This is a genomic window from Rhizobium beringeri, from assembly GCF_004306515.1.
GTDB lineage: Bacteria > Pseudomonadota > Alphaproteobacteria > Rhizobiales > Rhizobiaceae > Rhizobium > Rhizobium beringeri.
Genome location: NZ_SILG01000001.1, coordinates 2,888,995 through 2,912,751 on the forward strand (window position 1 = coordinate 2,888,995; position 23,757 = coordinate 2,912,751).

The 23,757-nt window shown below is 60.1% G+C and carries 31 protein-coding genes and 1 tRNA gene; 11 read left to right on the forward strand and 21 right to left on the reverse strand.

All coding sequences use genetic code 11. The features are described 5' to 3' along the window. Position 1: 1 nt before the first annotated feature. The 3 genes from ELH03_RS14610 to ELH03_RS14620 form a co-directional block, all read right to left on the reverse strand. On the reverse strand, positions 2–916 hold the full coding sequence (locus ELH03_RS14610) for an ABC transporter permease (protein WP_018242921.1): 915 nt from the start codon (positions 914–916) through the stop codon (positions 2–4). A 313-nt stretch (positions 917–1,229) separates the two neighbouring features. Then, positions 1,230–2,528 carry an ABC transporter substrate-binding protein gene (locus tag ELH03_RS14615; RefSeq protein WP_018074083.1) on the reverse strand — a complete coding sequence of 433 codons (1,299 nt, stop codon included), beginning with the start codon at positions 2,526–2,528 and terminating at the stop codon, positions 1,230–1,232. Positions 2,529–2,580: 52 nt separating this feature from the next. Beyond that, positions 2,581–3,669, reverse strand: a complete 1,089-nt coding sequence (locus ELH03_RS14620) for an ABC transporter ATP-binding protein (RefSeq protein ID WP_128401143.1) — start codon at positions 3,667–3,669, stop codon at positions 2,581–2,583. Between the two features lie 267 nt (positions 3,670–3,936). Between ELH03_RS14620 and ELH03_RS14625 the strand changes: the two genes are divergently transcribed. Then, positions 3,937–4,647, forward strand: coding sequence for a GntR family transcriptional regulator (locus ELH03_RS14625; protein ID WP_130766446.1), 711 nt, complete (start codon positions 3,937–3,939; stop codon positions 4,645–4,647). Between the two features lie 69 nt (positions 4,648–4,716). Here the strand turns inward: ELH03_RS14625 and ELH03_RS14630 are convergent, their stop codons facing one another. Then, entirely contained in the window at positions 4,717–5,130 is a 414-nt protein-coding gene (locus ELH03_RS14630; protein WP_128401141.1) for a DUF4174 domain-containing protein, read from the reverse strand. Between the two features lie 199 nt (positions 5,131–5,329). Then, on the reverse strand, positions 5,330–5,713 hold the full coding sequence (locus ELH03_RS14635; RefSeq protein WP_018446599.1) for a BRA0787 family protein: 384 nt from the start codon (positions 5,711–5,713) through the stop codon (positions 5,330–5,332). A 355-nt stretch (positions 5,714–6,068) separates the two neighbouring features. On the opposite strand from ELH03_RS14635, the gene ELH03_RS14640 reads away from it, so the two are divergent. Both ELH03_RS14640 and ELH03_RS14645 read left to right on the forward strand, forming a co-directional pair. Further along, positions 6,069–6,275: a hypothetical protein gene (locus ELH03_RS14640; protein WP_018242926.1), complete on the forward strand. Its 207-nt coding sequence runs from the start codon at positions 6,069–6,071 to the stop codon at positions 6,273–6,275. Between the two features lie 25 nt (positions 6,276–6,300). Next, positions 6,301–6,537, forward strand: a complete 237-nt coding sequence (locus ELH03_RS14645) for a DUF2934 domain-containing protein (protein WP_130766447.1) — start codon at positions 6,301–6,303, stop codon at positions 6,535–6,537. Positions 6,538–6,608: 71 nt separating this feature from the next. On the opposite strand, the gene ELH03_RS14650 is transcribed toward ELH03_RS14645, so the two are convergent. Together ELH03_RS14650 and ELH03_RS14655 are read right to left on the reverse strand one after the other, a co-directional pair. Then, the gene (locus ELH03_RS14650; protein WP_130766448.1) at positions 6,609–8,534 is read right to left on the reverse strand and encodes a DUF5054 domain-containing protein; all 1,926 of its coding nucleotides are present in this window, start codon (positions 8,532–8,534) and stop codon (positions 6,609–6,611) included. A gap of 327 nt (positions 8,535–8,861) precedes the next feature. Next, positions 8,862–9,056 (reverse strand): hypothetical protein, encoded by a 195-nt coding sequence (locus ELH03_RS14655; protein WP_130766449.1) that lies wholly within the window; start codon positions 9,054–9,056, stop codon positions 8,862–8,864. A 123-nt stretch (positions 9,057–9,179) separates the two neighbouring features. Here ELH03_RS14655 and ELH03_RS14660 point away from each other — a divergent pair, with 123 nt between their 5' ends. From ELH03_RS14660 to ELH03_RS14670, 3 genes are all read left to right on the forward strand, one after another. Next, the gene (locus ELH03_RS14660; protein ID WP_130669044.1) at positions 9,180–9,905 is read left to right on the forward strand and encodes a LuxR family transcriptional regulator; all 726 of its coding nucleotides are present in this window, start codon (positions 9,180–9,182) and stop codon (positions 9,903–9,905) included. A 158-nt stretch (positions 9,906–10,063) separates the two neighbouring features. After that, the gene (locus tag ELH03_RS14665; RefSeq protein ID WP_128401135.1) at positions 10,064–10,729 is read left to right on the forward strand and encodes an acyl-homoserine-lactone synthase; all 666 of its coding nucleotides are present in this window, start codon (positions 10,064–10,066) and stop codon (positions 10,727–10,729) included. Beyond that, on the forward strand, positions 10,726–10,929 hold the full coding sequence (locus tag ELH03_RS14670) for a hypothetical protein (protein ID WP_003541563.1): 204 nt from the start codon (positions 10,726–10,728) through the stop codon (positions 10,927–10,929). Before ELH03_RS14665 ends, ELH03_RS14670 begins: the two co-directional genes overlap by 4 nt. 119 nt (positions 10,930–11,048) lie before the next feature. Here ELH03_RS14670 and ELH03_RS14675 read toward each other — a convergent pair whose 3' ends face one another. Then, complete coding sequence (locus ELH03_RS14675) at positions 11,049–11,417, reverse strand: response regulator (RefSeq protein ID WP_105006818.1); 369 nt, start codon at positions 11,415–11,417, stop codon at positions 11,049–11,051. 199 nt (positions 11,418–11,616) lie between these two features. Here ELH03_RS14675 and ELH03_RS14680 point away from each other — a divergent pair. After that, positions 11,617–11,692 (forward strand) — tRNA-Ile (locus ELH03_RS14680). A gap of 151 nt (positions 11,693–11,843) precedes the next feature. Here ELH03_RS14680 and mauJ read toward each other — a convergent pair. After that, complete coding sequence (gene mauJ / locus ELH03_RS14685) at positions 11,844–13,007, reverse strand: methylamine utilization protein MauJ (protein WP_130766460.1); 1,164 nt, start codon at positions 13,005–13,007, stop codon at positions 11,844–11,846. 1,115 nt (positions 13,008–14,122) lie between these two features. On the opposite strand from mauJ, the gene ELH03_RS37955 reads away from it, so the two are divergent. Further along, entirely contained in the window at positions 14,123–14,317 is a 195-nt protein-coding gene (locus ELH03_RS37955; protein ID WP_130766717.1) for a hypothetical protein, read from the forward strand. Positions 14,318–14,417: 100 nt separating this feature from the next. On the opposite strand, the gene ELH03_RS14695 is transcribed toward ELH03_RS37955, so the two are convergent. Beyond that, entirely contained in the window at positions 14,418–14,618 is a 201-nt protein-coding gene (locus ELH03_RS14695) for a hypothetical protein (RefSeq protein ID WP_028732885.1), read from the reverse strand. Positions 14,619–14,871: 253 nt separating this feature from the next. Here ELH03_RS14695 and ELH03_RS37425 point away from each other — a divergent pair, with 253 nt between their 5' ends. Further along, positions 14,872–15,018 carry a hypothetical protein gene (locus tag ELH03_RS37425; protein WP_164902606.1) on the forward strand — a complete coding sequence of 49 codons (147 nt, stop codon included), beginning with the start codon at positions 14,872–14,874 and terminating at the stop codon, positions 15,016–15,018. A gap of 99 nt (positions 15,019–15,117) precedes the next feature. Here ELH03_RS37425 and ELH03_RS14700 read toward each other — a convergent pair whose 3' ends face one another. Next, complete coding sequence (locus ELH03_RS14700; RefSeq protein WP_128410830.1) at positions 15,118–15,564, reverse strand: GNAT family N-acetyltransferase; 447 nt, start codon at positions 15,562–15,564, stop codon at positions 15,118–15,120. A 197-nt stretch (positions 15,565–15,761) separates the two neighbouring features. Between ELH03_RS14700 and ELH03_RS14705 the strand changes: the two genes are divergently transcribed. Continuing rightward, positions 15,762–16,502, forward strand: coding sequence for an SIMPL domain-containing protein (locus ELH03_RS14705; protein ID WP_128410831.1), 741 nt, complete (start codon positions 15,762–15,764; stop codon positions 16,500–16,502). 326 nt (positions 16,503–16,828) lie between these two features. Here the strand turns inward: ELH03_RS14705 and ELH03_RS14710 are convergent, their stop codons facing one another. From ELH03_RS14710 to ELH03_RS14740, 7 genes are all read right to left on the reverse strand, one after another. Beyond that, positions 16,829–17,188, reverse strand: a complete 360-nt coding sequence (locus tag ELH03_RS14710; protein ID WP_105006825.1) for a hypothetical protein — start codon at positions 17,186–17,188, stop codon at positions 16,829–16,831. 177 nt (positions 17,189–17,365) lie between these two features. Continuing rightward, positions 17,366–17,671, reverse strand: a complete 306-nt coding sequence (locus ELH03_RS14715) for a hypothetical protein (RefSeq protein ID WP_064245031.1) — start codon at positions 17,669–17,671, stop codon at positions 17,366–17,368. A 213-nt stretch (positions 17,672–17,884) separates the two neighbouring features. Continuing rightward, positions 17,885–18,307, reverse strand: a complete 423-nt coding sequence (locus ELH03_RS14720) for a secondary thiamine-phosphate synthase enzyme YjbQ (protein WP_128410832.1) — start codon at positions 18,305–18,307, stop codon at positions 17,885–17,887. A 78-nt stretch (positions 18,308–18,385) separates the two neighbouring features. After that, on the reverse strand, positions 18,386–18,739 hold the full coding sequence (locus tag ELH03_RS14725; protein ID WP_130766461.1) for a DUF1428 domain-containing protein: 354 nt from the start codon (positions 18,737–18,739) through the stop codon (positions 18,386–18,388). Positions 18,740–18,855: 116 nt separating this feature from the next. After that, entirely contained in the window at positions 18,856–19,452 is a 597-nt protein-coding gene (locus ELH03_RS14730; RefSeq protein ID WP_128410834.1) for a DUF922 domain-containing Zn-dependent protease, read from the reverse strand. A 74-nt stretch (positions 19,453–19,526) separates the two neighbouring features. After that, positions 19,527–20,747: an MFS transporter gene (locus ELH03_RS14735; RefSeq protein ID WP_130659149.1), complete on the reverse strand. Its 1,221-nt coding sequence runs from the start codon at positions 20,745–20,747 to the stop codon at positions 19,527–19,529. 144 nt (positions 20,748–20,891) lie between these two features. Further along, positions 20,892–21,611: a Crp/Fnr family transcriptional regulator gene (locus ELH03_RS14740; RefSeq protein WP_130766462.1), complete on the reverse strand. Its 720-nt coding sequence runs from the start codon at positions 21,609–21,611 to the stop codon at positions 20,892–20,894. A gap of 132 nt (positions 21,612–21,743) precedes the next feature. On the opposite strand from ELH03_RS14740, the gene ELH03_RS14745 reads away from it, so the two are divergent. Next, complete coding sequence (locus ELH03_RS14745; protein ID WP_128405277.1) at positions 21,744–21,989, forward strand: DUF6894 family protein; 246 nt, start codon at positions 21,744–21,746, stop codon at positions 21,987–21,989. 158 nt (positions 21,990–22,147) lie between these two features. On the opposite strand, the gene ELH03_RS14750 is transcribed toward ELH03_RS14745, so the two are convergent. The 3 genes from ELH03_RS14750 to ELH03_RS14760 all read right to left on the reverse strand — a co-directional run bounded on the left by ELH03_RS14750 (position 22,148) and on the right by ELH03_RS14760 (position 23,754). Then, on the reverse strand, positions 22,148–22,390 hold the full coding sequence (locus ELH03_RS14750; protein ID WP_018242968.1) for a DUF6894 family protein: 243 nt from the start codon (positions 22,388–22,390) through the stop codon (positions 22,148–22,150). A gap of 175 nt (positions 22,391–22,565) precedes the next feature. Further along, positions 22,566–22,964 (reverse strand): DUF427 domain-containing protein, encoded by a 399-nt coding sequence (locus ELH03_RS14755; protein ID WP_128410837.1) that lies wholly within the window; start codon positions 22,962–22,964, stop codon positions 22,566–22,568. A 97-nt stretch (positions 22,965–23,061) separates the two neighbouring features. After that, entirely contained in the window at positions 23,062–23,754 is a 693-nt protein-coding gene (locus ELH03_RS14760) for a B3/B4 domain-containing protein (protein WP_128410838.1), read from the reverse strand. Positions 23,755–23,757: the final 3 nt, after the last annotated feature.

Genomic DNA, 23,757 nt, shown 5'->3' on the forward strand with positions numbered 1-23,757 from the left:
CTCAAAGCTCCTTGCGGATATCGACGACACGCAGGATGGCCGCGACCATCAGCAGCACCACGGCAAGCAGCACCACGGCATTGGCGGCAGCGGCCGGATATTGCAGCAGCGACATCTGGTTCTTCATCATCAGCGCCACCGAGGCGCTCTGGCCGCCGGACATCACCTGCACCGTCGAAAAATCAGCCATGACGAGCGTGACGACGAAGATCGTGCCGATCGCCATGCCGGGCTTGGCAAGCGGGATGACGACATTCCACAGCACCTGCCAGCCGGAGGCGCCGGCATCGCGCGCCGCCTCGAACAACGATCGGTCGATGCGCATCAGCGTGTTGAAGATCGGCGTCACCATGAACAGCGTATAGAGATGCACCATGGCAAGCACGACGGCGAAATCGGAATAGAGCAGCCATTCGATCGGCTTGGGGATGATGCCCATATTGATCAGCGTCGAATTGACGAGGCCGTTGCGCCCGAGCACCGGGATCCACGAGATCATGCGGATGATGTTCGACGTCATGAACGGCACGGTGCAGACGAGGAAGAGGATCATCTGCGTCGAAGTCTTGCGGATGTGGAAGGCCAGGAAATAGGCGACCCAGAAACCGATGACGAGCGTCAGCGACCAGACGATCGCAGTGAATTTCAAGGTGTTGAGATAGGTCTTCCACGTGACCCACGAGCCGAGCGTGTCGGTGTAGTTCATCGTCAGGAAATCGGGATAGAGACCGGCAAAGTCGTAGTCCCAGAAGCTGACGACACCGATCATGGCGATCGGCAGCAGGAAGAAGAAGCCGAGAATGACGAACAGCGGCGTCGCCTGGAGATAGGATATCGCCGATGGGGAAAGCCTCAGTCCGCGCCCGCCGCGCGCGCCCTGGCCGTCCTCCTCCGTTTCCGCTGCGATGGTCGCCATGATCCGGTTCTCCGTTGTCTCATTGTCAGGCGTGACAATGGAAGGCTCGTGCCCCGCCCCCTCATCCGCCTGCCGGCACCTTCTCCCCGCCGAGGAGAAGAGAATCGCGGCGGCACCTAAGCCACCGCGCACCTCAGTTTCGTCTCGCGGTCAGCGCCGTGAACTCCCTCTTCTCCCCGGCGGGGTCCGAAGGACGGGGCGAGACCCGCGGCTCGACCCTGGCAAAGACGCCCGAAGGGCAGATGAGGGGCGGAGCGAAGCGACGTCTTGAGCATCAGCCAAAGACAGCGGCTCTCCGCCCTCTCTGCGGAGATTAGGCAGCGATGAACTCGTTCCAGCGACGGACCATGTAGCGGTCCTCGTCCATCACGGAGTTCCAGCAGGCGACCGCGCCCATGCGGGCTTCGAAGGAACCGCCGTCGCGAACGGCGCCGGCCTTCTCCATCACCTTGCCTTCGGGAGACAGGATATCGCCCTGCGCCGGCTTGCCCTCGATCCAGTAGCCCCATTCGTCGGCCGACATGAATTCCTTGGCGGTGTCCATGCAGGCGGAATAATAGCCCTGACGGTTGAGGTAGCCGCCGACCCAGCCCGACGTGTACCAGTTGATGTATTCATAGGCGGCATCAAGCTGCGCGCCCTTGAGGTGCGAGGCAAGGCCGAGACCACCACCCCAGGCGCGGTAGCCTTCCTTGAGCGGCTGGAAGGTGCAGGCGATGCCCTTCGAACGGACGGCGGCGACGGCCGGCGACCACATCGACTGGATAACGACTTCGCCCGAGGCCATCAGGTTGACGCTTTCGTCGAACGACTTCCAGAAGGCACGGAACTGGCCGTCGCCCTTGGTCTTGATCAGGAAGTCGATCGTCTTGTCGATTTCTTCCTTCGTCATGTTGCCCTTGTCGGCATATTTGATCTTGCCGGAGGCTTCCATGATCATCGCCGCATCCATGATGCCGATCGACGGGATATTGAGGATCGCGGTCTTGCCCTTGAAGGCCGGATCCAGAATATCGGCCCAGCTGGTGATCGGACGGCCGGTGAGGTCGGGGCGAATACCAAGCGTATCGGCATTGTAGATGGTCGGAACCATCGTCATCCACTGCGTCGGCTCCTTGGCGAACTTCTTGGAGCCCTGCGCCTCGACGAAACCGACCGTGTGCGGCGCCGTGCCCTGGGCAATGACGCTCTCCGGCTTTAACTTGCCGTTGATGAACAGCGGCACGATCTTGTCGTAATATTTCAGCTTCTTGACGTCCATCGGCTGCATGACGCCGGTCGGGAACACCTTCTTGGCGATCCAGTATTCGATGTCGGCAATGTCATAGCTGTCAGGCTGGGTTACGGCGCGCTGGGCGGCGGCGTCGGAATCGGTTGCCGTCATCTCCAGCGTGATGCCGAGATCGGCCTTGCACTTCTCGGCGATGGCATTGATGTTCGAAACACCGGTGCCGAACTGGCGAAGCGTGATGTTCGTCTGCGCCCAGATTGTCGGAAAGCCGGTAATGGCGCCGGAGCCGGCGATGGCGCCGACGGCGGCAGCACCCGTCTTCAGCAGCGTGCGGCGGGAAAGTCCCTTCTCCGCCTTGGTCGATGTCGTTTCAGTCGTCATGTCAGTTCCCCTTTTCTTGGATAGAAGGTTCAGTGTTCTTGATGGTGATGGCTCATGCGGAAGAGCGGCCGAGAAGCACGGCATCTTCGAGCGCCCAGCTGAGCGAGACGGTGTCGCCAACGGCAACCGGCCGGGCGAAATAGTCGCCGTCGTCGGCAATGACGGTGAAGTCGTCGCTGCCGGCGCCGAGGACGGTGATCTTCACGGAAGAGCCGCGATATTCGATGTTGGAGACGATGCCGTCGAAGCCGAGCGTCCATTCGGTCGCCACCTGCAGCCGCACACGGTCGGTGCGGATACCGATGTCGACAGGCTCGCCGACTTCCCTGCCCGTCCCTCGCACGGAAAAGCTCTGCCCATCAGGCACGGTCATGACGAGCACGCCGTTCTCGCTCGACGTCACCCGGCCGGACAGCACGTTGTGATCGCCCATGAACCGCGCGACGAAGGCGGTCGCCGGCCGCTCGAAGACTTCGCGCGGGGCGGCCGCCTGCTCGATCCGGCCGTCATTCATGATGACGATGACGTCGGCGAGCGCCATCGCCTCTTCCTGGCTATGGGTAACGTGCACGAAGGTGATGCCGAGCGACTTCTGGAGCTTCTTGAGTTCGGCGCGCATGCGGATCTTCAGGAACGGATCGAGCGCCGACAGCGGCTCGTCGAGCAGCAGCGCTTCCGGATCGGTGATCAGCGCGCGCGCCAGCGCCACGCGCTGCTGCTGGCCGCCGGAAAGCTGGGCCGGGCGCCGGTTGGCATAGGCCTCCATCTGCATCAGCTTCAGCATCTCGAGCGCCTTGGCCTGCCGCTCTTGCTTATCGACACCCTTCATCTTCAGGCTGAAGGCGACGTTGTCGATCAAATCGAGATGCGGGAAAAGCGCGTAGGACTGGAACATCATCGCCGTGCCGCGCCTGGCGGGCGGAAAATCGGTGACGACGACATTGCCGAGCCTGATATCGCCCGACGAGATGCTCTCGTGGCCGGCAATCATGCGCAGCGTCGAGGTCTTGCCGCAGCCGGACGGGCCGAGGAAGCAGCAATAGGAGCCGGCCGGAATCTTCAGGCTGATCGCATGGACCGCCGTCGTCGCGCCATAGACCTTCGAAACGGATACTATATCGATCTCTGCCGCTTTCGACATCATGCCTTCCCCTGTTCGGAAAAGACAATGCATCTGCCGTGCCAAACTCCGTTGCTCGCGTCAAGCCATTGCGAATTCGGGCTTTTTTCAACGCAAAACTTGCGAGAGCAAATTATATGCACAACGAAATCTGCCCATGATTTAGGCTATCGTGCGCAATTTGTGCAGAAAATCGTATACAATATTGCCGTCATTTCGGGCACAAATTCCGTTTAACTTTTACCGCGAACACGGATATGGTTTCTCGTCATCAGGAAATCGATTTTCATGAAATCCGCCGCCAAGGCTCAGCAAGCCGAAGACTCCGCCGAAACAGGCGCGCAACAGATCCGCGATGCCATCCGCGAAGCGATTGTCGAGCGCAGGCTCTCGCCCGGCACCAAGCTTTCGGAAAGCGATGTCGGCAATCTCTTCAACGTCAGCCGCACGCTTGCGCGCGCCGCCCTGCAGGCGCTCTCCTATGAGGGCCTCGTCAGCGTTGAGAAGAACCGTGGCGCCTTCGTCGCCTATCCCTCGCCCGAAGAGGCTCGCCAGATCTTTTCCGCCCGCCGCCTGGTCGAGCCCGGCATATTGCGCGAGGCCGCGGCGCGGATCACGCCGGATGACGTCGCGCATCTGAGACAGCTTCTGCTGGAAGAAGGCCGCCTGATGAGCGAGCGCGGCCAGACGGCGCGCCGCGCCGAAATCAAGGCATCGGGCGATTTTCATCTGATGCTGGCGGCCATATCGGGAAACTCAATCATGCAGCGCTTTATGGAGGAGCTCGTCGCCCGCTCCTCCCTGGTGATTGCGCTTTACGGTCAGTCGACTGCGTCGAGCTGCGGCCACTCCGAACATGGCGACATCATCTCGGCGATAGAAAGCAACGAACTCGATCGTGCCTGCCAGCTGATGCTGCATCATATCGCCCATATCGAGGCCGATCTCGACCTGCGCGAACGCAAGAGCCTGGGCCTCAAGGAAGCCTTCGAGCTCTAAACATGCAAAAGGTGCGGGCGCGGATGCTCCACCGCACGCCGCTTTCGTTTCAGACCGAAGGCTGAAGCCTTACCAGGGCGTCTGCTTCGGCAGCGTCTCGAAGGCCGCGAAAATTTCCTCCGCGGTTTGCGGCTCGCTCGAGCGCAGCCTCACGGTTCCGTCGCGCCCGATCAGGATCAGGCCGAACTGGCCGGACGGCGGTCCCTCCAGCCGCTCGCGAATATCGTCGGCATCGAGTTCCCAGTCATCGTCGAACAGCGCAAACGCGCCGCCGCCGGCAATGCTGAACACTTCGACGTCTTCTTCGATGAGGCGCATATGCGCCTTGCGCAGCCATTCGTCCTGAATGAGAGCGCGGTCGTCTTGCGCATCGGCGAAGATGATCAACACCCGCTTCTTGTCGCGAAACTGCTCGAGCGATTGCGGAAGGTCAGGCTCACGCCTGGGTGTGCCGATGATTTCATGAACGATGGATTTTAGCATGGTACTTATTCCTCGCCCGTCACGACTGCATAATTCCTTAGATCGGGATCGATTTAAGGATAAAATTATGCGGCAATTCAAAGTGCCACAGCTGCGCTGTAGCGGCGGGCCGTGCCTGCCAAATTAAACGGTTGGGAATGGGTGAGGTTCCGCCTAGAAGCGGAAAAGGATCGCAGCCATGGCCGCGATCCTCATCCTGTCAGTCGCGGCTCTGGTCTTCGGACGCGTGGGCCGAAACGGCAACGAGATCCACGGCACCGGTGGCGAGAAGGCGCTTGCGCACCAGCACGCGCATGACGCGCGCCGCCGTCGAGAAAGTCATCTGGTCGAGCGGGCCTTCGCCCTCCCACGGCTTGGTCAGCCGTTCAGTGACGGCGCCGACAATGTTCATCGGCACGATGTCGGTGCATTCGCGCATGGCTTCGAAAACGAAGCTGATTGGAATGACCCTTCCTTCGTGGGTCACGATCGGCTCGGTCAATTCGCTGTCCCATTCCTCGAAGGCATAGAGCGCTTCGCGAAACAGCTGCTGGAGGGTAAACGGCGCGTGGCCGTTATGAAGTGGCGGCAGTGCATTCATCATGTCTGTCTCCTCTTGTTGGATTGAAGCCAAGTCCTCCGGTATCGGTCGGCATCAACGCGGGGAACGAATATTTGCCCCTGCGGACCGAATAACACGATTGATTCTATAGAGTAACGCGCCGGGGATAAAGTCATTTATCCCACGTCGCGAAAGGCGATTTTATAAAGCCCTGATATTTATGCATTTTTTAGGCGAAATTTTCTTGCACACCATCAATCTTAAAAATCTATGCCACCCGTTTGAGATCGCTCCAAAATGGCACGACGAGGCGAAAAAACCCTGAAAATTCACGGAACTTTTGTCTCTGTAATTTGTTTTGTTCTCACATTCGCAAAACAGTCTGGGGTTATCACCAATGACGCAAATCCATGAACCGGAGCGCCGAAGCAGAATCCTGCGCGGCCGCCCCTATAGCCTTGACGAATTCGCCTCCAAATATGGCCTACACGGCGATCAGGCCGAAAGTCTTTTCACCCGTTTCGGACCCTCCTCGATCGAACTCGACCTGCTGATGGCAGCCAAACGCCGGCCGCCGGTTCTGCAGGACAAAATTGCTGAATAACACTTTTGACGAATGGAATGGATAAATGAGCGACAGACGCCACGAATGGATCAGCAAAAGAGCTTACGCGATCTGGGAGGAACGGGGCCGCCCTCACGACCGCGACGACGAGCACTGGCGCCAGGCGGTTGCCGAACGCGATGCGCTGGAGCGCACGAAGGCCTCTTCCGACGGCCGCGAGGTACTGAAGTTTCGCCCAAAGCCGCAGCAGCCCGAAGCGCCACGCACCGGCTGGCTCGACCGATCGGCAAGCGTCGGCTGAACCCTTCTTGCATCGGCCCGGACGGTTCAATCCTTACCGGGTCGAGCGGCTCAATTTGCGCTAGGAGCGGCTCAGTCGAGCCTCAGCCGGAAGCGCGCTTGAAAATCTCCCTGCCACCACATCGGGAAATTGGTTCCCCATTTATTGTTGTGCAGATTGAAGCGGATGCCGGCGGTGAAATCCGGCAGCGTCCTGCAAAACGTCATGAAATCTGAGCTTTGCGGCGCAACGAGCGGCGCATCGAAGGTTTCGATCGTCAGCGGACCATCGGCAAGATCACCGCGTGCTGATGTTACCGCCTGCAATTGTCCGCCGCCGCTCGTCGCAATATTCCCGGATCGATGCCAGAGGCCCATCTTGCGGAAATTCCAGTCCGCGGCACCATCAGGCGTGAAGGTGAGGAAGCTTGCCTCCGGCATGCGGTTGGCCGGCTTGTCAAGCAACGTCAGGCGCAGGTCGAGGCGATCGCCCTCGGCGGTGAAATGCAGCATCACATGCGGCGGCGCGCCATATTTCTGTACTGCCTCGGCCGGCATCGACAGGAGGATGCCCGCCTCATCAGTCGCCTCCAGCGTCGGTAGAAGAACCTTCGAAAGTGCCGCCCCTGACCGGGCAAGCCCCGGCTTGTCATGGTCGAGCACCGCCCACTCCTGGCGATGGGTCAGGTAGGTTTCCATGTGCCTGACAACGTCGCCGGCATCGTAGCTCTCGTATCGATAGGCGATCAACGCGCCGTCGCGGCCGGTGATCGTCCTGCCGGACGGCGAGGTGATTTCGGCGACATCGCCGCTCGCGCCGTCGAGCATGATCGACCAGCCACCGGCCTGCAGGCGGAGCTCCCGCCCATCGCCCTCGATAACGGCAGGCGTGGCGAATTCGGCGAGCACGGCATGGGCCGCCTTCCGGTCCGTCTCGTCGAGCTCCGAGACCGCCTGGTCGAGATAGGCGCGCTGCTCGTCCCATGAGGCTTCGGTATAGGCAAAGCGATAATCGGATCGGCGCGCCGCCTCGAAATCGGCCCGCGACCACGCCTTGTCGTCGCGCAGATAGGATTTGATATCGACGCCGCAGGTATGCTCGGCCACCATCGCCAGTCCGCGCCCGAAGGCGAGACGCCGCGCATCGAGACCATCCGTCGCGAAGCGGTCGTAGAGCCGCTGCAGCGCGAGAAACCGCGCCGTCTTCACCGGATCGCTGCCGCTGCCATGGATCCAGCTGTCGCCGAGTTCCAGTTCGACAACAGGGAAACGCTCACGCTCGCTCCAGAGAATGGCGCCGTAATCCTCGAGCGTTGCCGCGCGGATGATTGCATCCGGCTCACGGGCGCGTAATTCGCGATACGCCTCGGCCGTCTGCGGCACGCTCTGCGGCCCGATATTGTCGTTGGTATGGGCAAAGCTCAGCCCATCCTCGAAACCGTCGGGGAAGCAGGTCTCGCCATAGGAGCGCTGGTACATGACGACCACTTCCTCGCCGCCAGGCGCCCGCCAGCGGAAGATGTCGGGCACATCAGGCGGCGGTGAGGCCGTATTGACGCCGAGATGCAGGAAGCGGATGCCCGCCTCGGCAAGCAGCGGCACCATGCCGAGCGTATGGCCGGGCACATCGGTCATCTTCGCCGCGATCGTCGTCTTGCCGAAGCGCCGGTCGAGCTCCTGCGAATAGGAAAGCCCGGCCCGAAAGAGATCCGGCGACATCAGCTCCGTATGCGTGGTGAACGGCAGGCCATGCCAGCGGATCAGCCCGCGCTCGATCGCCTGTTCCAGCGCCGCGACCTCAGGACCGGAGCGCGAATTCAAATGGTCCCAGATCAGCCAGGCGCCCGTCGTCCAGATGAATTTCGGCTCGTCGGGATTTTCAGCATGAAAATGCTTGCCCGTTTCGATCGCCTGCGGAATGAAGCGCTCGTGATATTGCCGGCGGACTTTCTCGGCATGATCGGTAAAGCCGATATCGAGATGGGTCTTGAAGACCAGATGCACGCGCTTTTCAGTCATTCCATTCCACACATCGGTGATGACATCCGAAATTCTGCCAGCGCTGCAAAGGCGCGACGGAATGTAACCGTTTCCACAAGCACCATTGCTCCCGCCGCAAACGCTCCGTCAACCGTTTTGGCACAAATCGATGAAATAATGTGGAATATCTTAACCAAGTATCCAGAACGCAGCGTCCGATCCTTTCGCCGTCAAATCGAATCACGACATGAATGAAGACGTGTTCATCGGCAATTTTTGAGAAAGGCGGGGGGCCTGCCGACTGGCGTGGGTGCGCTGCCTAAATCGCGGAGAAAAGGCTGGGCCGCTCTTCCGGGAGGTTCATCGTCAGAAGGCGCTGGTTTCCTGGCAGAGCGCCCGGTGAACCTCGGTCCAGAACAGCGCCAGCGGCGTGTCGCCGTTGCGTTCGGCAACGAGCGCGCGGATCAGCGCTTCGGAGCCTGCCATGTCCTGCCAGCTGGATTTCAGGCCCTTGGCGGCCTGTTGGCATTCGGCAATCTCGAATGGTCTCTTGCTGTCCATATGAGGTCTCCTCATGACAGGCGCTAGCAGATGGGGCCTGGATTGTCATTCCCCGCATATGTGGGGATGCCTTGTATTTGTGACGGCCCTCGCGGTAGGATTGAGGGGATTGGGGCAGTGGAAATGATTGAGAATACCTACAGCGAAAAGTTCGAGTCCGCTTTCGAACAGATCAAGGCTGCGGCCAATGTGGATGCCGCCATCCGCATTCTCCAGGCGGAATATGGCCTCGATTTCGTCACCTACCATCTTGCCCAGACGATCGCGAGCAAGATCGATTCGCCCTTCGTGCGCACCACCTACCCGGATGCCTGGGTCTCTCGCTACCTCCTGAACAGCTATGTGAAGGTCGATCCGATCGTCAAGCAGGGCTTCGAACGCCAGCTGCCCTTCGACTGGAGCGAGGTCGAGCCGACGCCGGAGGCCTATGCCATGCTGGTCGACGCCCAGAAGCACGGCATCGGCGGCAACGGCTACTCCATTCCCGTCGCCGACAAGGCGCAGCGCCGTGCGCTCTTATCGCTGAATGCCCGCATACCGGCCGAGGAATGGACCGAACTCGTCCGCCGCTGTCGCAACGAATGGATCGAGATCGCCCATCTGATCCACCGCAAGGCCGTCTACGAACTGCATGGCGAAAACGATCCGGTGCCGTCATTGTCGCCACGCGAAATCGAGTGCCTGCACTGGACGGCCCTCGGCAAGGACTACAAGGATATTTCGGTGATCCTGGGCATATCCGAGCACACCACGCGCGATTATCTGAAGACCGCCCGCTTCAAGCTCGGCTGCGCCACGATCTCGGCCGCCGCCTCGCGGGCCGTGCAATTGCGCATCATCAATCCCTAGGTCTTTTGTTGGCGCATGTCGTTGTCGCAAAACCGCGGCACACTTTTGTGCGACATGCTCTGCCCCCCTCATCTGAGGGGGCCCATCTGAGGGAATTTCCGATCCGGCCCGCCTGAACCATTCTGCCTCTCACGAACTTGAAAACGCTGGAGGGCAAAATGTTCGTTATCATTCAGGCGCATGAGTATCAGAAATACGCTGCCGTACTCGACCAGATGTTTCGCCTTCGCAAGAAGGTCTTCGCCGATACGCTCGGTTGGGACGTTCCTGTCATCGGCCCTTACGAACGTGACGGCTACGATTCGCTTGCTCCCGCCTATCTCGTCTGGTGCAACGACAGCCGCACCCGCCTCTATGGCGGCATGCGCCTGATGCCGACGACAGGCCCGACCCTTCTCTACGACGTCTTCCGTGAGACGTTTCCCGATGCCGCCAATCTTATCGCCCCCGGCATCTGGGAAGGCACGCGCATGTGCATCGACGAGGAGGCGATCGCCAGGGATTTCCCCGATATCGACGCCGGCCGCGCCTTCTCCATGATGCTGCTTGCGCTTTGCGAATGCGCGCTCGATCACGGCATCCATACGATGATTTCCAACTACGAGCCCTATCTCAAGCGCGTCTACAAGCGCGCCGGCGCCGAGGTGGAAGAACTCGGCCGTGCAGACGGCTACGGCAAATATCCCGTCTGCTGCGGCGCCTTCGAAGTATCGGACCGAGTGCTGCGCAAGATGCGCGCCGCCCTCGGCCTCACCCTACCCCTTTATGTCAGGCACGTGCCGGTTCGCTCGGTCGTGACCCAATTCCTGGAGATGGCAGCATGAACCGCCTCGCTGAAACCGCCACGCAGACCGCAATTCAGAAGGATATCGGCGCGCTGGAGCGCCATGTTCTCGCATCCCGCGACATCGCCACGCAGATAGGGGATCCCTTCCTCTCCTATCTCCTCTCGATGGCGCTGTTCACGATCTACGAGAAGAAGGCCCATCACGAGAACGAGGCGCTGAAGAGCAGCTTCAGCTGAGGGCCGGTTCCCCTCCGCCGCCTGAAGACGAGCATGTCTCCGGGCGCCTCGCGCGCAGCCGCAAAAACAGTCCCCGTTTTGCGGCTGCGCGCCCCTGTCATGTCATCAGGGTATTTCCGTTACGTCATCAGGGAATTGATGGTCGAAATCAGCGCGTCGTGCATATAGGGCTTCGGCAGGAAAGCGGTGTTGGCGGGCAGCGCCATCGGATCGAGCCGCACCATGCCCGAGGTGATGATGATGCCGATGTTCGGCCGCATCGCCCTCACCCGCTTGGCAAGCTGGAGACCGTCCATCGACCCGGCCATGTTGACGTCGGTGAACAGGATATCGACATCCTGCCTGCCCTTCAGCACCACCAGAGCCTCGTCGGCATTCGCCGCCTCCAGCGCCACATGGCCGACCTCCTCCAGCACATCGAGGATATTGAACCGGATCAGCGGCTCGTCCTCCACGATGAGCACCACGGCACTGTTCGAAGCCACCATCTGCGATCGCCCTCTTCATGCGGAATGTGACTTGGATAAGTGTAGCCCGCGCGAGAAGGTTCCAGTGGCTGCCCACGAAATATGCATCGTCCACAGATGCTTGCGCTCACCGCTTGTGGCTCTCCCGGATTTGCGTTAGAGCGGAACCCGTGCTGCGGGAACCATTGCCCCGGCACCCAAGCGCCGGACACGGCGCCAAGGGCCTGTAGCTCAATGGTTAGAGCCGGCGGCTCATAACCGCTTGGTTGGGGGTTCGAGTCCCTCCGGGCCCACCAACATTTCAAGATGCTGTATCTAGCCGGTCGCTGTAGCCGGACGCGAAAAACCGGAATTTTGACACTAGATTCCGGAATTTTCGAAATCTTTTGAAGCATGCTTGTGGGCGGTTTGATGGCGCGTCATTCGATGATGGTGGGAGCTGCGGACCTAGTCTCCACCAAAGTTCCCCGATTTCGAACGTACCTCAGCTAGATTTTCGTAATTTCTAATGATTGAATCATAAGCTCTTTTGGTTGCCTCGAGATCGACATTCAACGGAATGAAGGCATCGCATTTACCAAGCAGTCTTCGCTGATCCCAATCCCACACTTCAAGGACACCGTTGAGTATATAGTCGCGAACAAATCGCATGACGCTTGCGTAGCTTCTGGCCGCCCCCTCCGATCCGTCGTCGGCCGTCCTCAGCCCATCCTTCACATTTATCTGTAGTCGTTCCTCTGCGAAATTCAGCCTCAGCACCATCTCTGTAAGGTTGTCATCAGAGGTGCACATGACAGTCGCACAGCCATCCGCAATCGCTATTACCTCAGAATGAAGGTTGGTTAGCGCCGCGAACCCCTCACTGCGTGCCAACGACACTGTAAGCCTAGGAAGCAGCGGCCAAAGATTTCGCTCCGGCGAGGCGCCTGCCTTTATGGTCGCCACGGCACCTTCGCCGAATATTTCGTAGAAGCCCTTGAGTTCGTAAAGGTGCTCTTCCCAAATCGTTTGGCTGCTCTTCACACCGAAGTGGTGCTCGATGGCGTATTCCGCCAACATCTGAGCAACAGGCAAATCTTGTCGCATCCGCCGCATATCAGCCGGATCCTCAGGGTTTGCAGTAGTGCCAAAGGCGTGGGCCACAGCGCAGCGGTTGGACCCGTAAAGGTACTTGCCTGGCGTCTCGTTCGAATTCTGGAGGGAGGAGATGCGATTTCGCGCTCTCCGACTGTCTTTGATCTTAGGAATCGTATCGTCAATCCAAGCAATTTGATCTGGACCTTTATCCCTAAAGATGTTGAGAATTTTGAAGAAGCTCAAGCACGCGTAGGCAGGATTATTCAGACCAAGCCCCTCCCGATAGAGGGCAAGTGCCAGACGGGCCTTAGCGTCTGCAGGATCAGGCACGTAAGGGTGAAGAAAATCAGGGGTGGCAACATATGGCCCATTGAACCCGCCCATGGATCGCGGCAAATTTCCTCCACTCCACTGTTCGATCTCGATAGACTGCCCATGTGCCCAGGCCAGTGAACTGAGAAAATGGCTTATCAGCAGCTGCCCCGAATCCCGGTCTTCGTCAGGCTGTAAAGAGACAGCGGCGGCGGGATACATTATCCCGGCTGATCCTCCAGCATCGGCCCAAGGTATGAGGAAGATTGTGCGCTCCCGGAACAACACTTCTGTCGTTACAATCGGCCAAGCCATTTGAGAGCGAACACAAGCCACTACCCAATCGCCTCTCATAGCAAGTCGGCCGACATATAGATCCTGCAACTTTGGGACGGCGACTTTTTGGACCATGGCTATGCTTTATCAACTCCTTGGCGTCCTTCGAAGGGTACTTGAAGCAGCCTCAAAGGGGCTTGAACCGGCGGCAGGCAAGTCTATGGCTTCAGCACCCAAGCGACTTCGCTATAGCCTTGGAAGGGTGCATTCAAACTGCGACGGTTTTTCCGCTGACGCACGCTCGATGTTCACCTTGCTATAGGAAAAGCCCTCCGGCGTCGCCAAGCCAATCGAGCCGAAGTATCGTTCAAGAGCGCCTTGATCGAGACCGTAGCGGTAGGCGTCCGCATATCCAATGACACCGGCCGTGCCCGAAAAGTCCCTTCACATAGTCCCGGGACAGAAGCCGAATTTCCCTGTCGCAGGTTGTTCTCCCCATAAACCTAAGTTCTCTACTGGTTGGAAGGACTTGCGACAGGACTTCTGCCTTGTTTTCCAAAGCCCTGTTCGTTGCCGCTTGCTGTTCTTTTGCCGTGGAACCCAAGCGTTTCAATTCGACCTGACGCGGTGCGCGCCGGATATGGCATCCGCGCCTCAAGGCGCCTTCTGCCAACGCAAGCTGCTGCCGCAGATGGCGGATGTCCTCGAGCAGAGTGCCTATTCGGCCGCCTTATCTCCTTTGCGACAGGCTACCACCTCGGCGAATTCGTCGCCGACCGGGCCCGACCTTCGCTCTGGATTCATGGCAGCACCCATGAGCCTCCTACCTACACCGGGGTGAATGGAACCCCTTCGACAGGCTGCGGCTCCCCATGTCGTCGTTGTCCAAACAAACGACATCTGTAAGCGTGACCGAGACAGCCTCGATCGTGGCAGCGAGCGCTGGCGAAGGGCTTTCAGCCAATAACAAAATCTTGATCGACAACGACGGTTATCAGGACGCCTCATCGGCCCTACTTGCCAGGGTTATACGGACACTTTGGACAGTGAGGGGTGGGGAGATGCTTCAAACTCACAAACTATCGGCAGCTATGGCAGCCGTTTTCGTCATGGCCATGTCGGCTTCGGCCTGCACCACGAGCCCAAACGACTCGATGCAAACGGGCTCGATCGGCTACACCGCTCAGAGCGCTGACTTTGCCCTTCGGCCTGCCTGCCGCGATGGATTCGGCAACGATCGTCCATGCAGCTATTAGTGCTGGAAAATTGGAAGTCTGATGCCGCGAGACTTCGCCTCCGGCGATGGCCAGTCAGACGACTTCGTCCGGCGGCATCAAGCCCGATCGGCGCACATTTCTAATAGCTACAAGAACGCCCATCGCTCGGCCTGAACCCACCCCCACACGCCGGATTAAGCGGCTGACGCTCATAATAACCGCCATAACCGCCGCCGATCGACGACGTCTGGTCGAGGCTTCCGGACGAAGTGCAAGCCGAAATGATCGTGGCAAGGCTGATCAGCGTTCCGGTCGCGATAAATGCGAAAAATCGGTTCATCTGAGCTTCTCCTCGGAGGGGCACGGCTTTAGCCGAAGTTTGCAATCTACCACGCCATCACGAGGGTATGCGAGGACTTATAGGGGTTGAGCGGCCTCGGCGGCCCCTTCTAACGCCAATGTGATCGTTTTTCAGCTCCACTGCCTCAAGCCATGCACTGTCGCATAACTGTCATGTAAAATTGCCCATTGTGATAGCAGCTTGCGCAAAATATATGCTGCCAGCTAACAAAAAAAAGAATGAGTAAACTGCCATGAGTGCCATACACAAACTTTTCCACCGCAATCTCCTGACCCGCTTCGTTGCTGGTCTCGGCGCGGTTCCCCAGCGTATTCGCGACGCACGCGAAGAGCGCAAGCCCGCCATCCATCCATCCTTCATGGACGATTTCGGCGCTTAATAGGACAATTGGCGAGTCAACAGACTCGTCTGCCCCGCGATTACGTCCTCCAATGTCATCTCAGTTGATATCTGATGGGAAGCCGCCAGCGGCTTCTGATCAACTTGCGGCGTAAAATTCCTTCCGGAACCAGATCCGGTCAACGGGCCGGCCTCCCGCATGCCCGCTGACCCTGCCGAATTCGACATATCCGAGCTTCGGGTAAAAATCCGGGGCCTGGGTCGAGAGCGTGTCGACGCAGGCCGCGACCGCGGCGCGGCGACGCCCTTCTTCTTCGGCCGCCGCCATCAATTTCGTGCCGATGCCGCCCAGCCGCAGCGATTTTGCGACCCACAGATTACCGATGAAAAGAACCGAGAAGGAAACGGACGCCGTTATTCCGGCGATAAGCCCTCCGTTCTCTCGCCAAACGATGGCAAAAGCCTCGCGTCTGATCTCAGCGCTCTCGTTGAAGGCGTTCAGGCCGTCGGAAATCGCGGTGGCGATCTCGGACGGGACGGGATCGAGCGTTTCGAACATTGCTTCCTCGTTGTCGATGGTCGCCATATGATAGCGAGCCGTCGGTTCCGGTCCAGCCGTTTCGGCTCTTGAGGATCGGCGGACGTCCTGCCGGTTTAGGCTCCGATACAGGCATCCCTGACATTTTTTTCTCGCTACACATGCGCCTGTCTTTTCCGCCGTAATAGCTTCACAATCAACCGACAGAAAGCTCTTCCGGGAAACGACAACCAAGGAATGAAAACATGGCGCCGATCTATACCAGAACAGTCCTGATGACCGCCCTTTTGGCGCTGCCGCTCGCCGCCGCAGTGCCCGCCTTCGCGCAGGAGATGAAGCCGCGCGAGCCGGTGATTTCGGTGACCGGCGATGGCGAATCGTCCGTCGCTCCCGATATGGCCATCGTAAATTTCGCCGTCGTCAAACAGGCGAAAACCGCCCGCGAAGCGCTCGACGAGAACAACAAGGCGATGAACGACGTGCTTGCCGCGCTGAAGAGCGGCGGCATCGCCGAGCGCGACCTCCAGACCTCCGGCTTTTCCATCCAGCCGCAATACAATTATCCGCAGCCGGTCGACGGCCAACAGCAGCAGCCACAGCTGATCGGCTACCAGACCATCAATTCGGTCACCGTCCGGCTGCGCGATCTCGCCAAGCTCGGCGCGGTGATCGACCAGTCCGTCAGCCTCGGCATCAACCAGGGCGGCGACATCCAGTTCACCAATGACAAGCCGGATGCCGCCATCGAAGAGGCGCGCAAGGATGCCGTCGCCGAAGCCGTCAAAAAGGCGAAGACGCTGAGCGAAGCCGCCGGCGTCAAGCTCGGCCGCATCATCGAGATCAACGAGAATGTGCCTCGCGCAATGCCGCAGCCGGTCTATCGCGCTACGATGATGAAGGAGGCCTCCGACGCTGCCGTTCCCGTCCAGAGCGGCGAGAACAATTACAATGTCAGCGTCACCGTGACCTTCGCCATCGAGCAGTAAAATGAAAGCGCCGCGCGTCTTTTCAGACGCGGGGCTCAAACTGCTGACAAAGTCTACCGACTTCCTGCTGATTGAGACACGCAACATCTCGGCTCTGGAGATCGGCGAGACCAGCCCCTCATCCGGCTGCCCGCCACCAGCCGGATTGAGGGGCAGCCATTGGCGCCAACCGGACAGCCGTGGCACAAGACCCACGATGATGCCGGAGGAAAGAGCGCAGTCAGACTGAGCGCACAAAGAAAACCGCCCTTGCCGATCCGGGGAGACTGGCAAAGGCGGTTGTGGCCGCCGCATCGGGGAGACGGGGCGGCGTTTTCTTCTAACGATTAGCGGCGCAGAGCGGGGCAGCCGCGCACATTGCCGAAGCTCATTTCATCTTGGCCGCGACGCGTCCAACCCTGGACGATCACACGGCGCGGCGTGATGTCGACGACCCGGGCGCGACGAAAGCCGTAATCGCGAGCAAGGTTTTCGGCGAGCTGCGGATTGCAGCCGCGCGACGGGCGGCCGTAACCCGGAGGCGGACGGTCATAACCCGGAGGCGGACGGCGGTAGTCCTGCGGCGGGCCACGGTCCTGATCGCCAATAATGATATTCAACTGGGCGGCGGCCGGGGCCACCGTGCCGGCCAGGGTACCGGCTGTCAGCATGACGGCAAGACCCGCCTTTGCCAGAAACTGCATCATCGAAAAACCTTTCGTTTGAAAGTCGGTGCGGTCAAGCCGCCCTCCCCATTAGTCCGCATTACGCCGAAGCGTCATTTGGGAATCACTCATACAGGTCAGAGAAGAGACGGCTGAAAGTGTCAGCGTCAAGGCAAAAACCGACCGGAAGCGCCGCATCGGCGCCTCCGGCCGCAGTCCTCAGCGCCGGATCAGCGGGCAGCCGCGGACATTCGCGAAGGTGATCCTGTCCCAGCCGCGGCGTTCGCGCCCGGCGACGACAACGACCCGCGGCGACATGCGGGTGATGCGGGCATCGCGCAGGCCGAAATCACGCGCCTTGCGCACCGCGTGCATCGGCGAGCAGCCGCGGATCGGGCGATGGTATTGTGCCTCGACGATAAAGCTCGTCTGCGGTCCTGCGGCGGCCGCCGTGGAAACGGTGGCCGGAATGGTGCAGAGGGCGAGCAGAGCGGCAAGCGAAGCCTTGGTCAGGAAATGCGTCATGGGATGTCTCCGTCGATTGGTATTACCTAAGCTCTCCCTTCAGGGATTGTCTCGACAGTAACCGCCGCAAACTGAACGGTGTTCGAACCGGGCATTCAGTTTGCATTCACAAGAGCATGATGCCGAAAAGTGTAAGCGGTTTTCGGACGACATCATGCTCTCCTTCTTCGATTTAGATCCGGATGATCATCCGGATCTGGAATTAATCCGGTTTCAGCTGCTAAGATGCAGCACGATTTCGCGCCGGTGCGGCCGGTCGCGATGTTCGTAGAGATAGATACCCTGCCAGGTGCCAAGCATCAGCCGCCCCCTGGCGACGGGAATGCCGATCGAGACCTGCGTCAGCGCCGCCTTGATATGCGCCGGCATGTCGTCCGGCCCCTCGGCCCGATGCACGACCCAGCCCATCGAGGGATCGGAGGCCGGCGGCACGAGGCGGCGGAAGAAGGAGAGGAGATCGGTGCGCACGTCGGGATCGGCATTTTCCTGGATCAGCAGCGAACAGGAAGTGTGGCGCACAAAGACAGTGAGAAGCCCCTCCTCCCGCCCCGACGCGCTGACGAAGGCCTCCGCCTGGTCGGTGAATTCGTAAAGGCCCTGTCCGCGTGTGGACAAGGTGAGGATCGTCTGAGGCAAGGCGCTCTCCCGTCTCGGAATGACATTCCCCGCGAGTTGGCGCGCCACCGGCGGCAAGTCAATGGCTGCCTTGGGCCATCAGAGCTTGAGCATCATCTCGAAGCCGCCATAGATCATCCGCTTGCCGTCGAACGGCATCTGCCAGCCGTCGCCCTTGAGCCTCGGATCGTCCATCACCTTGGCATTGATATCGTCACGCTCCTGGCGCGAGCCGTAGACGATCCAGGAAAAGATCACCACCTCATCCTCCTTCGCCTGCACGGCCCGGGGAAAGGAGGTCAGCTCGCCATAGGGAACGTCGTCGCCGATGCATTCGACATATTCGAGGGCGCCATATTCCTTCCAGATCGAGCCGGCGAAGGTCGAGAATTTTTTGTAGGCCTCGATATTCGCATTCGGAACCGCCACGATGAAACCATCGACATAGGACACCTCGCTCCTCCTCTGCGTGTCTGCGCGTCGTTATCGTGGAGGAGATAGGAGACTTGCCAAGCGGGTCCAGTCCGCTACCGAGCGGTTAACCCCACGCGCTTATAGCTTCCTGGCGATCAGGGCCCATTCACCAGCTTGAGGATGAGCTGCTGGATATTGCCGCCGTCGCCCATTTCGATCTTGTCGAAGTCACGGCCGCGCTGGCGCTGCCGGGCGGAGATCTCGCCGAGGCGGCGGGTCAGCTCGATCCTGATCTTCTTGCAATCGGGATCATCGGCAACGGTGAGGCCGATGCTCGTCGCCTCGATCTCCTTGACCATTTCCTTGATGGTCTCGCCATGCACCCGCTCGTGGGCTTGCACGCCTGATATGAAGGCCTGCCAGCTGCTCTTGACGGCGGCCGGCAGCTCGGCCGCCGGCTTTGGCAGCGTATAGGTGATGATAAGCTTCGGCCGGTTGGTGACGATAACGCAAGCATTGTCCTGCGGCTCGTATTTCCTGGTCCAGGTCAATTTGAACGTCGTATGCGCGATCGCCCGGCCCGCACCGGCTTCGGGCCCTCGCGCGCCGATCGATTCATAGAGCTCAGCGCCCGTTTTGCCAGATATCGAATAAGGCCGCACCTCTTCGACCGCCTGCCACTCAGCCAGCGCCATAGCCGGCACCGACGCGAAAACCGCCGCCAGCACACAGGATAGAAAATTTGTCGTCACGCGCGGCTCCGCCGTATGATGTTCGGGGCGAACCTATCGGGAGCGGTCGCCGCTTTCAACGCGTCATGCATGCGCTAGCCCTGCAGCGTCTTGACCTGGGTAAGATCGGGGAAGAGCCGCATCCACAGGAGCACGACGACGATCGTGCCGAGCCCGCCGACAACGCCGGTGGCGACGGGCCCGAGGGCTGCCGCCATCATGCCGGATTCGAATTCTCCGAGCTGGTTGGAGGTGCCGATGAACAGCGAGTTGACAGCGCTGACGCGGCCACGCATCTCGTCCGGCGTCAGCAACTGCACCAGCGAGCTGCGCACGACGACGCTCACCGTGTCGGACGCGCCGACGACGAGCAGCGCTACGACGGAAAGCGCGATATTGGTGGAGAGCGAGAAGACGATGGTGGCGACGCCGAAGACGGCGACGGCGGCAAGCATCTTGCGCCCGACATTGCTCTCGAGCGGCCGGCGGGCAAGCACGATCGACATGGCGAGCGCGCCGACCGCCGGAGCGGCGCGGAGAAAACCGAGGCCCCAGGGACCGGCATGCAGGATATCGCTGGCAAACATCGGCAGCAGCGCGGTCGCGCCGCCGAGCAGCACCGCGAAGAGATCGAGCGAGATCGTGCCGAGCATCACCGGCCGGCTGCGGATGAAGGAGACGCCGGCAAAGACCGAGGCTGGTGTCACCGGTTCGCGCTTGGCAGGGCTCCATTGCATCCGGATCGAGATGACGTTGAAACTCGCAACGGCAAAAAGCAGCGCTGCCATAGCAAAGGGCGCGACGGGGTGGAGGCCATAAAGCAGGCCGCCGAGCGACGGACCGATGATCAGCGCCGTCTGCATCATCGAGGTCGAGGTTGCAACCGCCTTCTGCAGCATCGAGGCCGGCACGATGTTCGGCAGCAGCGCCGCCATGGTCGGGCGCTCGAAGGCGACGACGGCGCCGAGCACCGTGACGGCGGCAAGGATGCCGGCCGGCGTCAGCCATTGCTGCCAGGTGGCAACCGCCAGCACCAGTGCCGTCACCGCCTCGATCAATTGGCAGACAAGCCCGATGCGCCGCCGGTCGAACCGGTCGGCGACATGGCCGACGACGAAGGTCAGCACCGCCATCGGCAGGAACTGGCAGAAGCCGACGAGGCCGAGCGCAAAGGCGCTGTGCGTCTGATCGTAGATCATCCATCCCATGGCGATGCCAATGGACTGGAAGGAGAGCGAGGAAAAAACGCGGGAGGCAGCGAAGTTCAGATAGCCGGGGTGGCGAAGAACGCTCCCCGGTCCTTGGGATATGTCCATTGCGATGTCACCGGCCGGCTAAGACTGCGCCGGCCTTATAAGAGTTTTTAAGATCGGAGCGGTGTTCTGCCCGAATGGACGAATTGTCAATCGCAATGAGGCGCCGTCACCGGATTGTGTGATGCCTCGACCTCAGGCCCTGTCTTAGCGCGGTTCCCTGGAGATGCTGAGATAGCCGGGATCGAATTCGGCGATTTCCTGCAGGCGTTCCCAGTCGACAATGGTGATCGTCCGGTTCTCCCAGATGAACACGCCCTCGCGCCTCAGCGCCTGCAGCGTCTTGTTCAGATGGACGACGGAAACGCCGAGCACGTCGGCCATCTCGATCTGCGTCAACGGAAACTGGAAGCTTGCGCCCCGCGTCCGCTTCACCACCTGCAACCGCACGAAGAGTTCGCAGACGAGATGGGCGATATGGGCGCGCTTGGAGCGCCGGCCCATGGCAACGATCCACTCGCGGTGGATGGCGCCATCGACCAGCGTGTCGAGCCAGAGCAGCCGCGTCAGATGCGGCATGCGCTCGGTGATCGCCTTGAGATCGCCGTGGTCGGCGAAGGCGACATGGCAGGACGACAGCGCAACGATGCCGTGATCCATCTTCTTGATCGGGAAAGCGTGAAGGTCGACGAAATCGCCGGCGACATGCAGCGCGGTGATCTGGCGACTACCATCGGCCATCACCTTGTAGCGCGCCGCAAAACCATCGAGCAGCAGCGTGCTGTAACCCGGCCTGCTCCCTTCGGAGACGAGATCCTCCCCGGCAACAAAGTACCTGTCTTTGACGATGATTGCTCTGAGATGGCCTTCCTCTTCGGCCGACAAAACATCGCGGCTTCCAAGGTTGAGCAGCAGGGATTCAATCACGGCCCTGTCCGCCGATGTTGCAAGTGCTCCGGACCATTTCGATGCGACCTGTATTTTCTATAAGAATCAATGCCTAGCCCCTGGAACAATTGTCTTCATCTGTGATTTCTCCTGTGACGCGCAGGAAAAAACATGGCTCGCTACTATTTCGATCTACACAACGGGGAAGGTCCCACGCGCGACGAGCACGGTACCGAGCTCAGATCTCGTGAAGACATTCCGAAAGAAGTGACCCGCATCCTGCTGGATGTGGCCCGTGACGAACTGCCTGCGGGTGATCGCACGATCATCGCCGTCACCGTCCGCAACGAAAGCGGCGATCCGGTCACGGTTGCTAGCCTCGTCTTTAGCAATGAATGGCTCGACGTCTTACGATAGCGGTTGCCTTTTAAGGGCTGCCGCCGGTCACACATACGCATCAATCCGACTCGGTCGGTTGGCGCGACGCTAAGACCCGCCTTCATAGCCGGCAATTAAATTTGACATAGTCTTTTGATTGCTTTGGTTCGATCGACCGGCATTACAGGTCGGCGTGCCTATCGTGGCTGTTTTGCAATTTCTTCGAGAATCAGCCGGATTTCCGCGAGCGGTCGCCGGCTTTCATCGAAGAGTTCCACCGACATCATATTCAAAGGTGCAGCCGGCAGGCCTTCGGTGGCCATCTCCGCCAACACACGCCGTGCCTCCGCTTTCGCAGCCTCGATGGATTCAAAATCATATGCCGTCTCGGTCGTCCCGGCGCCATCACGATCGAAGAGCTGAAAATAGAATTTTGGCACGACACATCCCCTGCAGCAATTCCGGCAAAGTGCGCAGCGGTTTTGCATCCGGAATTGCACAAACAAAAGCCGGAGCATTTCCGTGATTCGGAGAAAACAGAAATGCTCTAGTTGGTCCTAACGGTCGGGCGGACAACATGTTCCGACGGAACGGGTTTCCGTGTCATGCGCACCGTCAGAAGGCGCCGGCTTCCGGAGAGGCCATCTCCTCGATGCCGTCGACGCGGTCGGGATAGAAGGCGAGATGGTCCTTGATGCTGCTGACCGCGGCATTCGGCGCCTCGTAGGTCCAGACGGCATTCTTCGAGCGCTCGCCGCCCGGAATGATGCTGTAATAGGAGGCGTCGCCCTTATAGGGGCAATGGCTGCTGTGGTCGGTGCGTTGAAGCAGCGACATCTCCACATCCCTGCGCGGAATATACTGCACTGGTGGATAGGAGGCCTCGCACAGCGTCAGCGCATCGCGGGTATCGGCAATCGTCTTGCCGCCGAGTGTGACGACGACGCGGGAGGGATTGTGCTCGACGGTGATCGGATGATCCGGCCCCGGAATCTTGAACGACTTATCTGACATGGGGTTCGTCTCCAGGAGATATCGATCGCATGGAGATAGGGCGGGCATGCCGCCGGCCCAAGACCTCGAACGCAGCTTTCCCTGAAATGCTGCGCCCTTAGAACTCGAAACGCGGCGATACCGGACTTAGCATCGCCGTTTTCGGCGCCGCCGGCCAGTGCCGCGCAAGCGCATCCGCAACTGTTTCGACCAGCCTGGCGATGTCGTCGCCGGCGGAGGCGTGCAGGGCCTCGGCAACGATCAGCACCGAGTGCGTCGTTCCCCGCACCGCCGAAAGCCCGCTCTGCCGGTTCGTCCAGCGCCGCGCATGCGCGTTCTCCCCGCCATCTGCGAAGATCACTTCGTTTGGCTCGGGATGTTCGATTTCGCCGCCAAAGGTCAGATAGGTCTCGTCACCCCCAGCCCGCCGGACCTCGAGGTCGCCAACGATCTTTTCAGTGTCGAAGACGGCGACCGGAATGGCGAAGGCGAGTGAAATCGCATTGCAGAGATCGATGAGTGGATGCAGGCGCGGCAGCGCATGTTCCTGGCGGAAGCGCCGCAGCAGCGCCTCGGAAGCGCAGCGATATTGCGTCGGCTTCAGCCCCATGCGGGAAAAGCCGCGCCGCCAGGCCTGGATTTCAGGGAACTCGCTTTCCTGCGCTTGCGTCAGCCGGGCCTCGGCGATCGCGTTGAAGTCTGCGATCGCCGCCTCGACATCGGCATCCGCATGGATCCCTCCCGCATGCAGCGCGCCGGCGCGAAGCTCCGGAAAGGCCTGCCACATAGCATCGGAATGGCTGAACTGCATGAT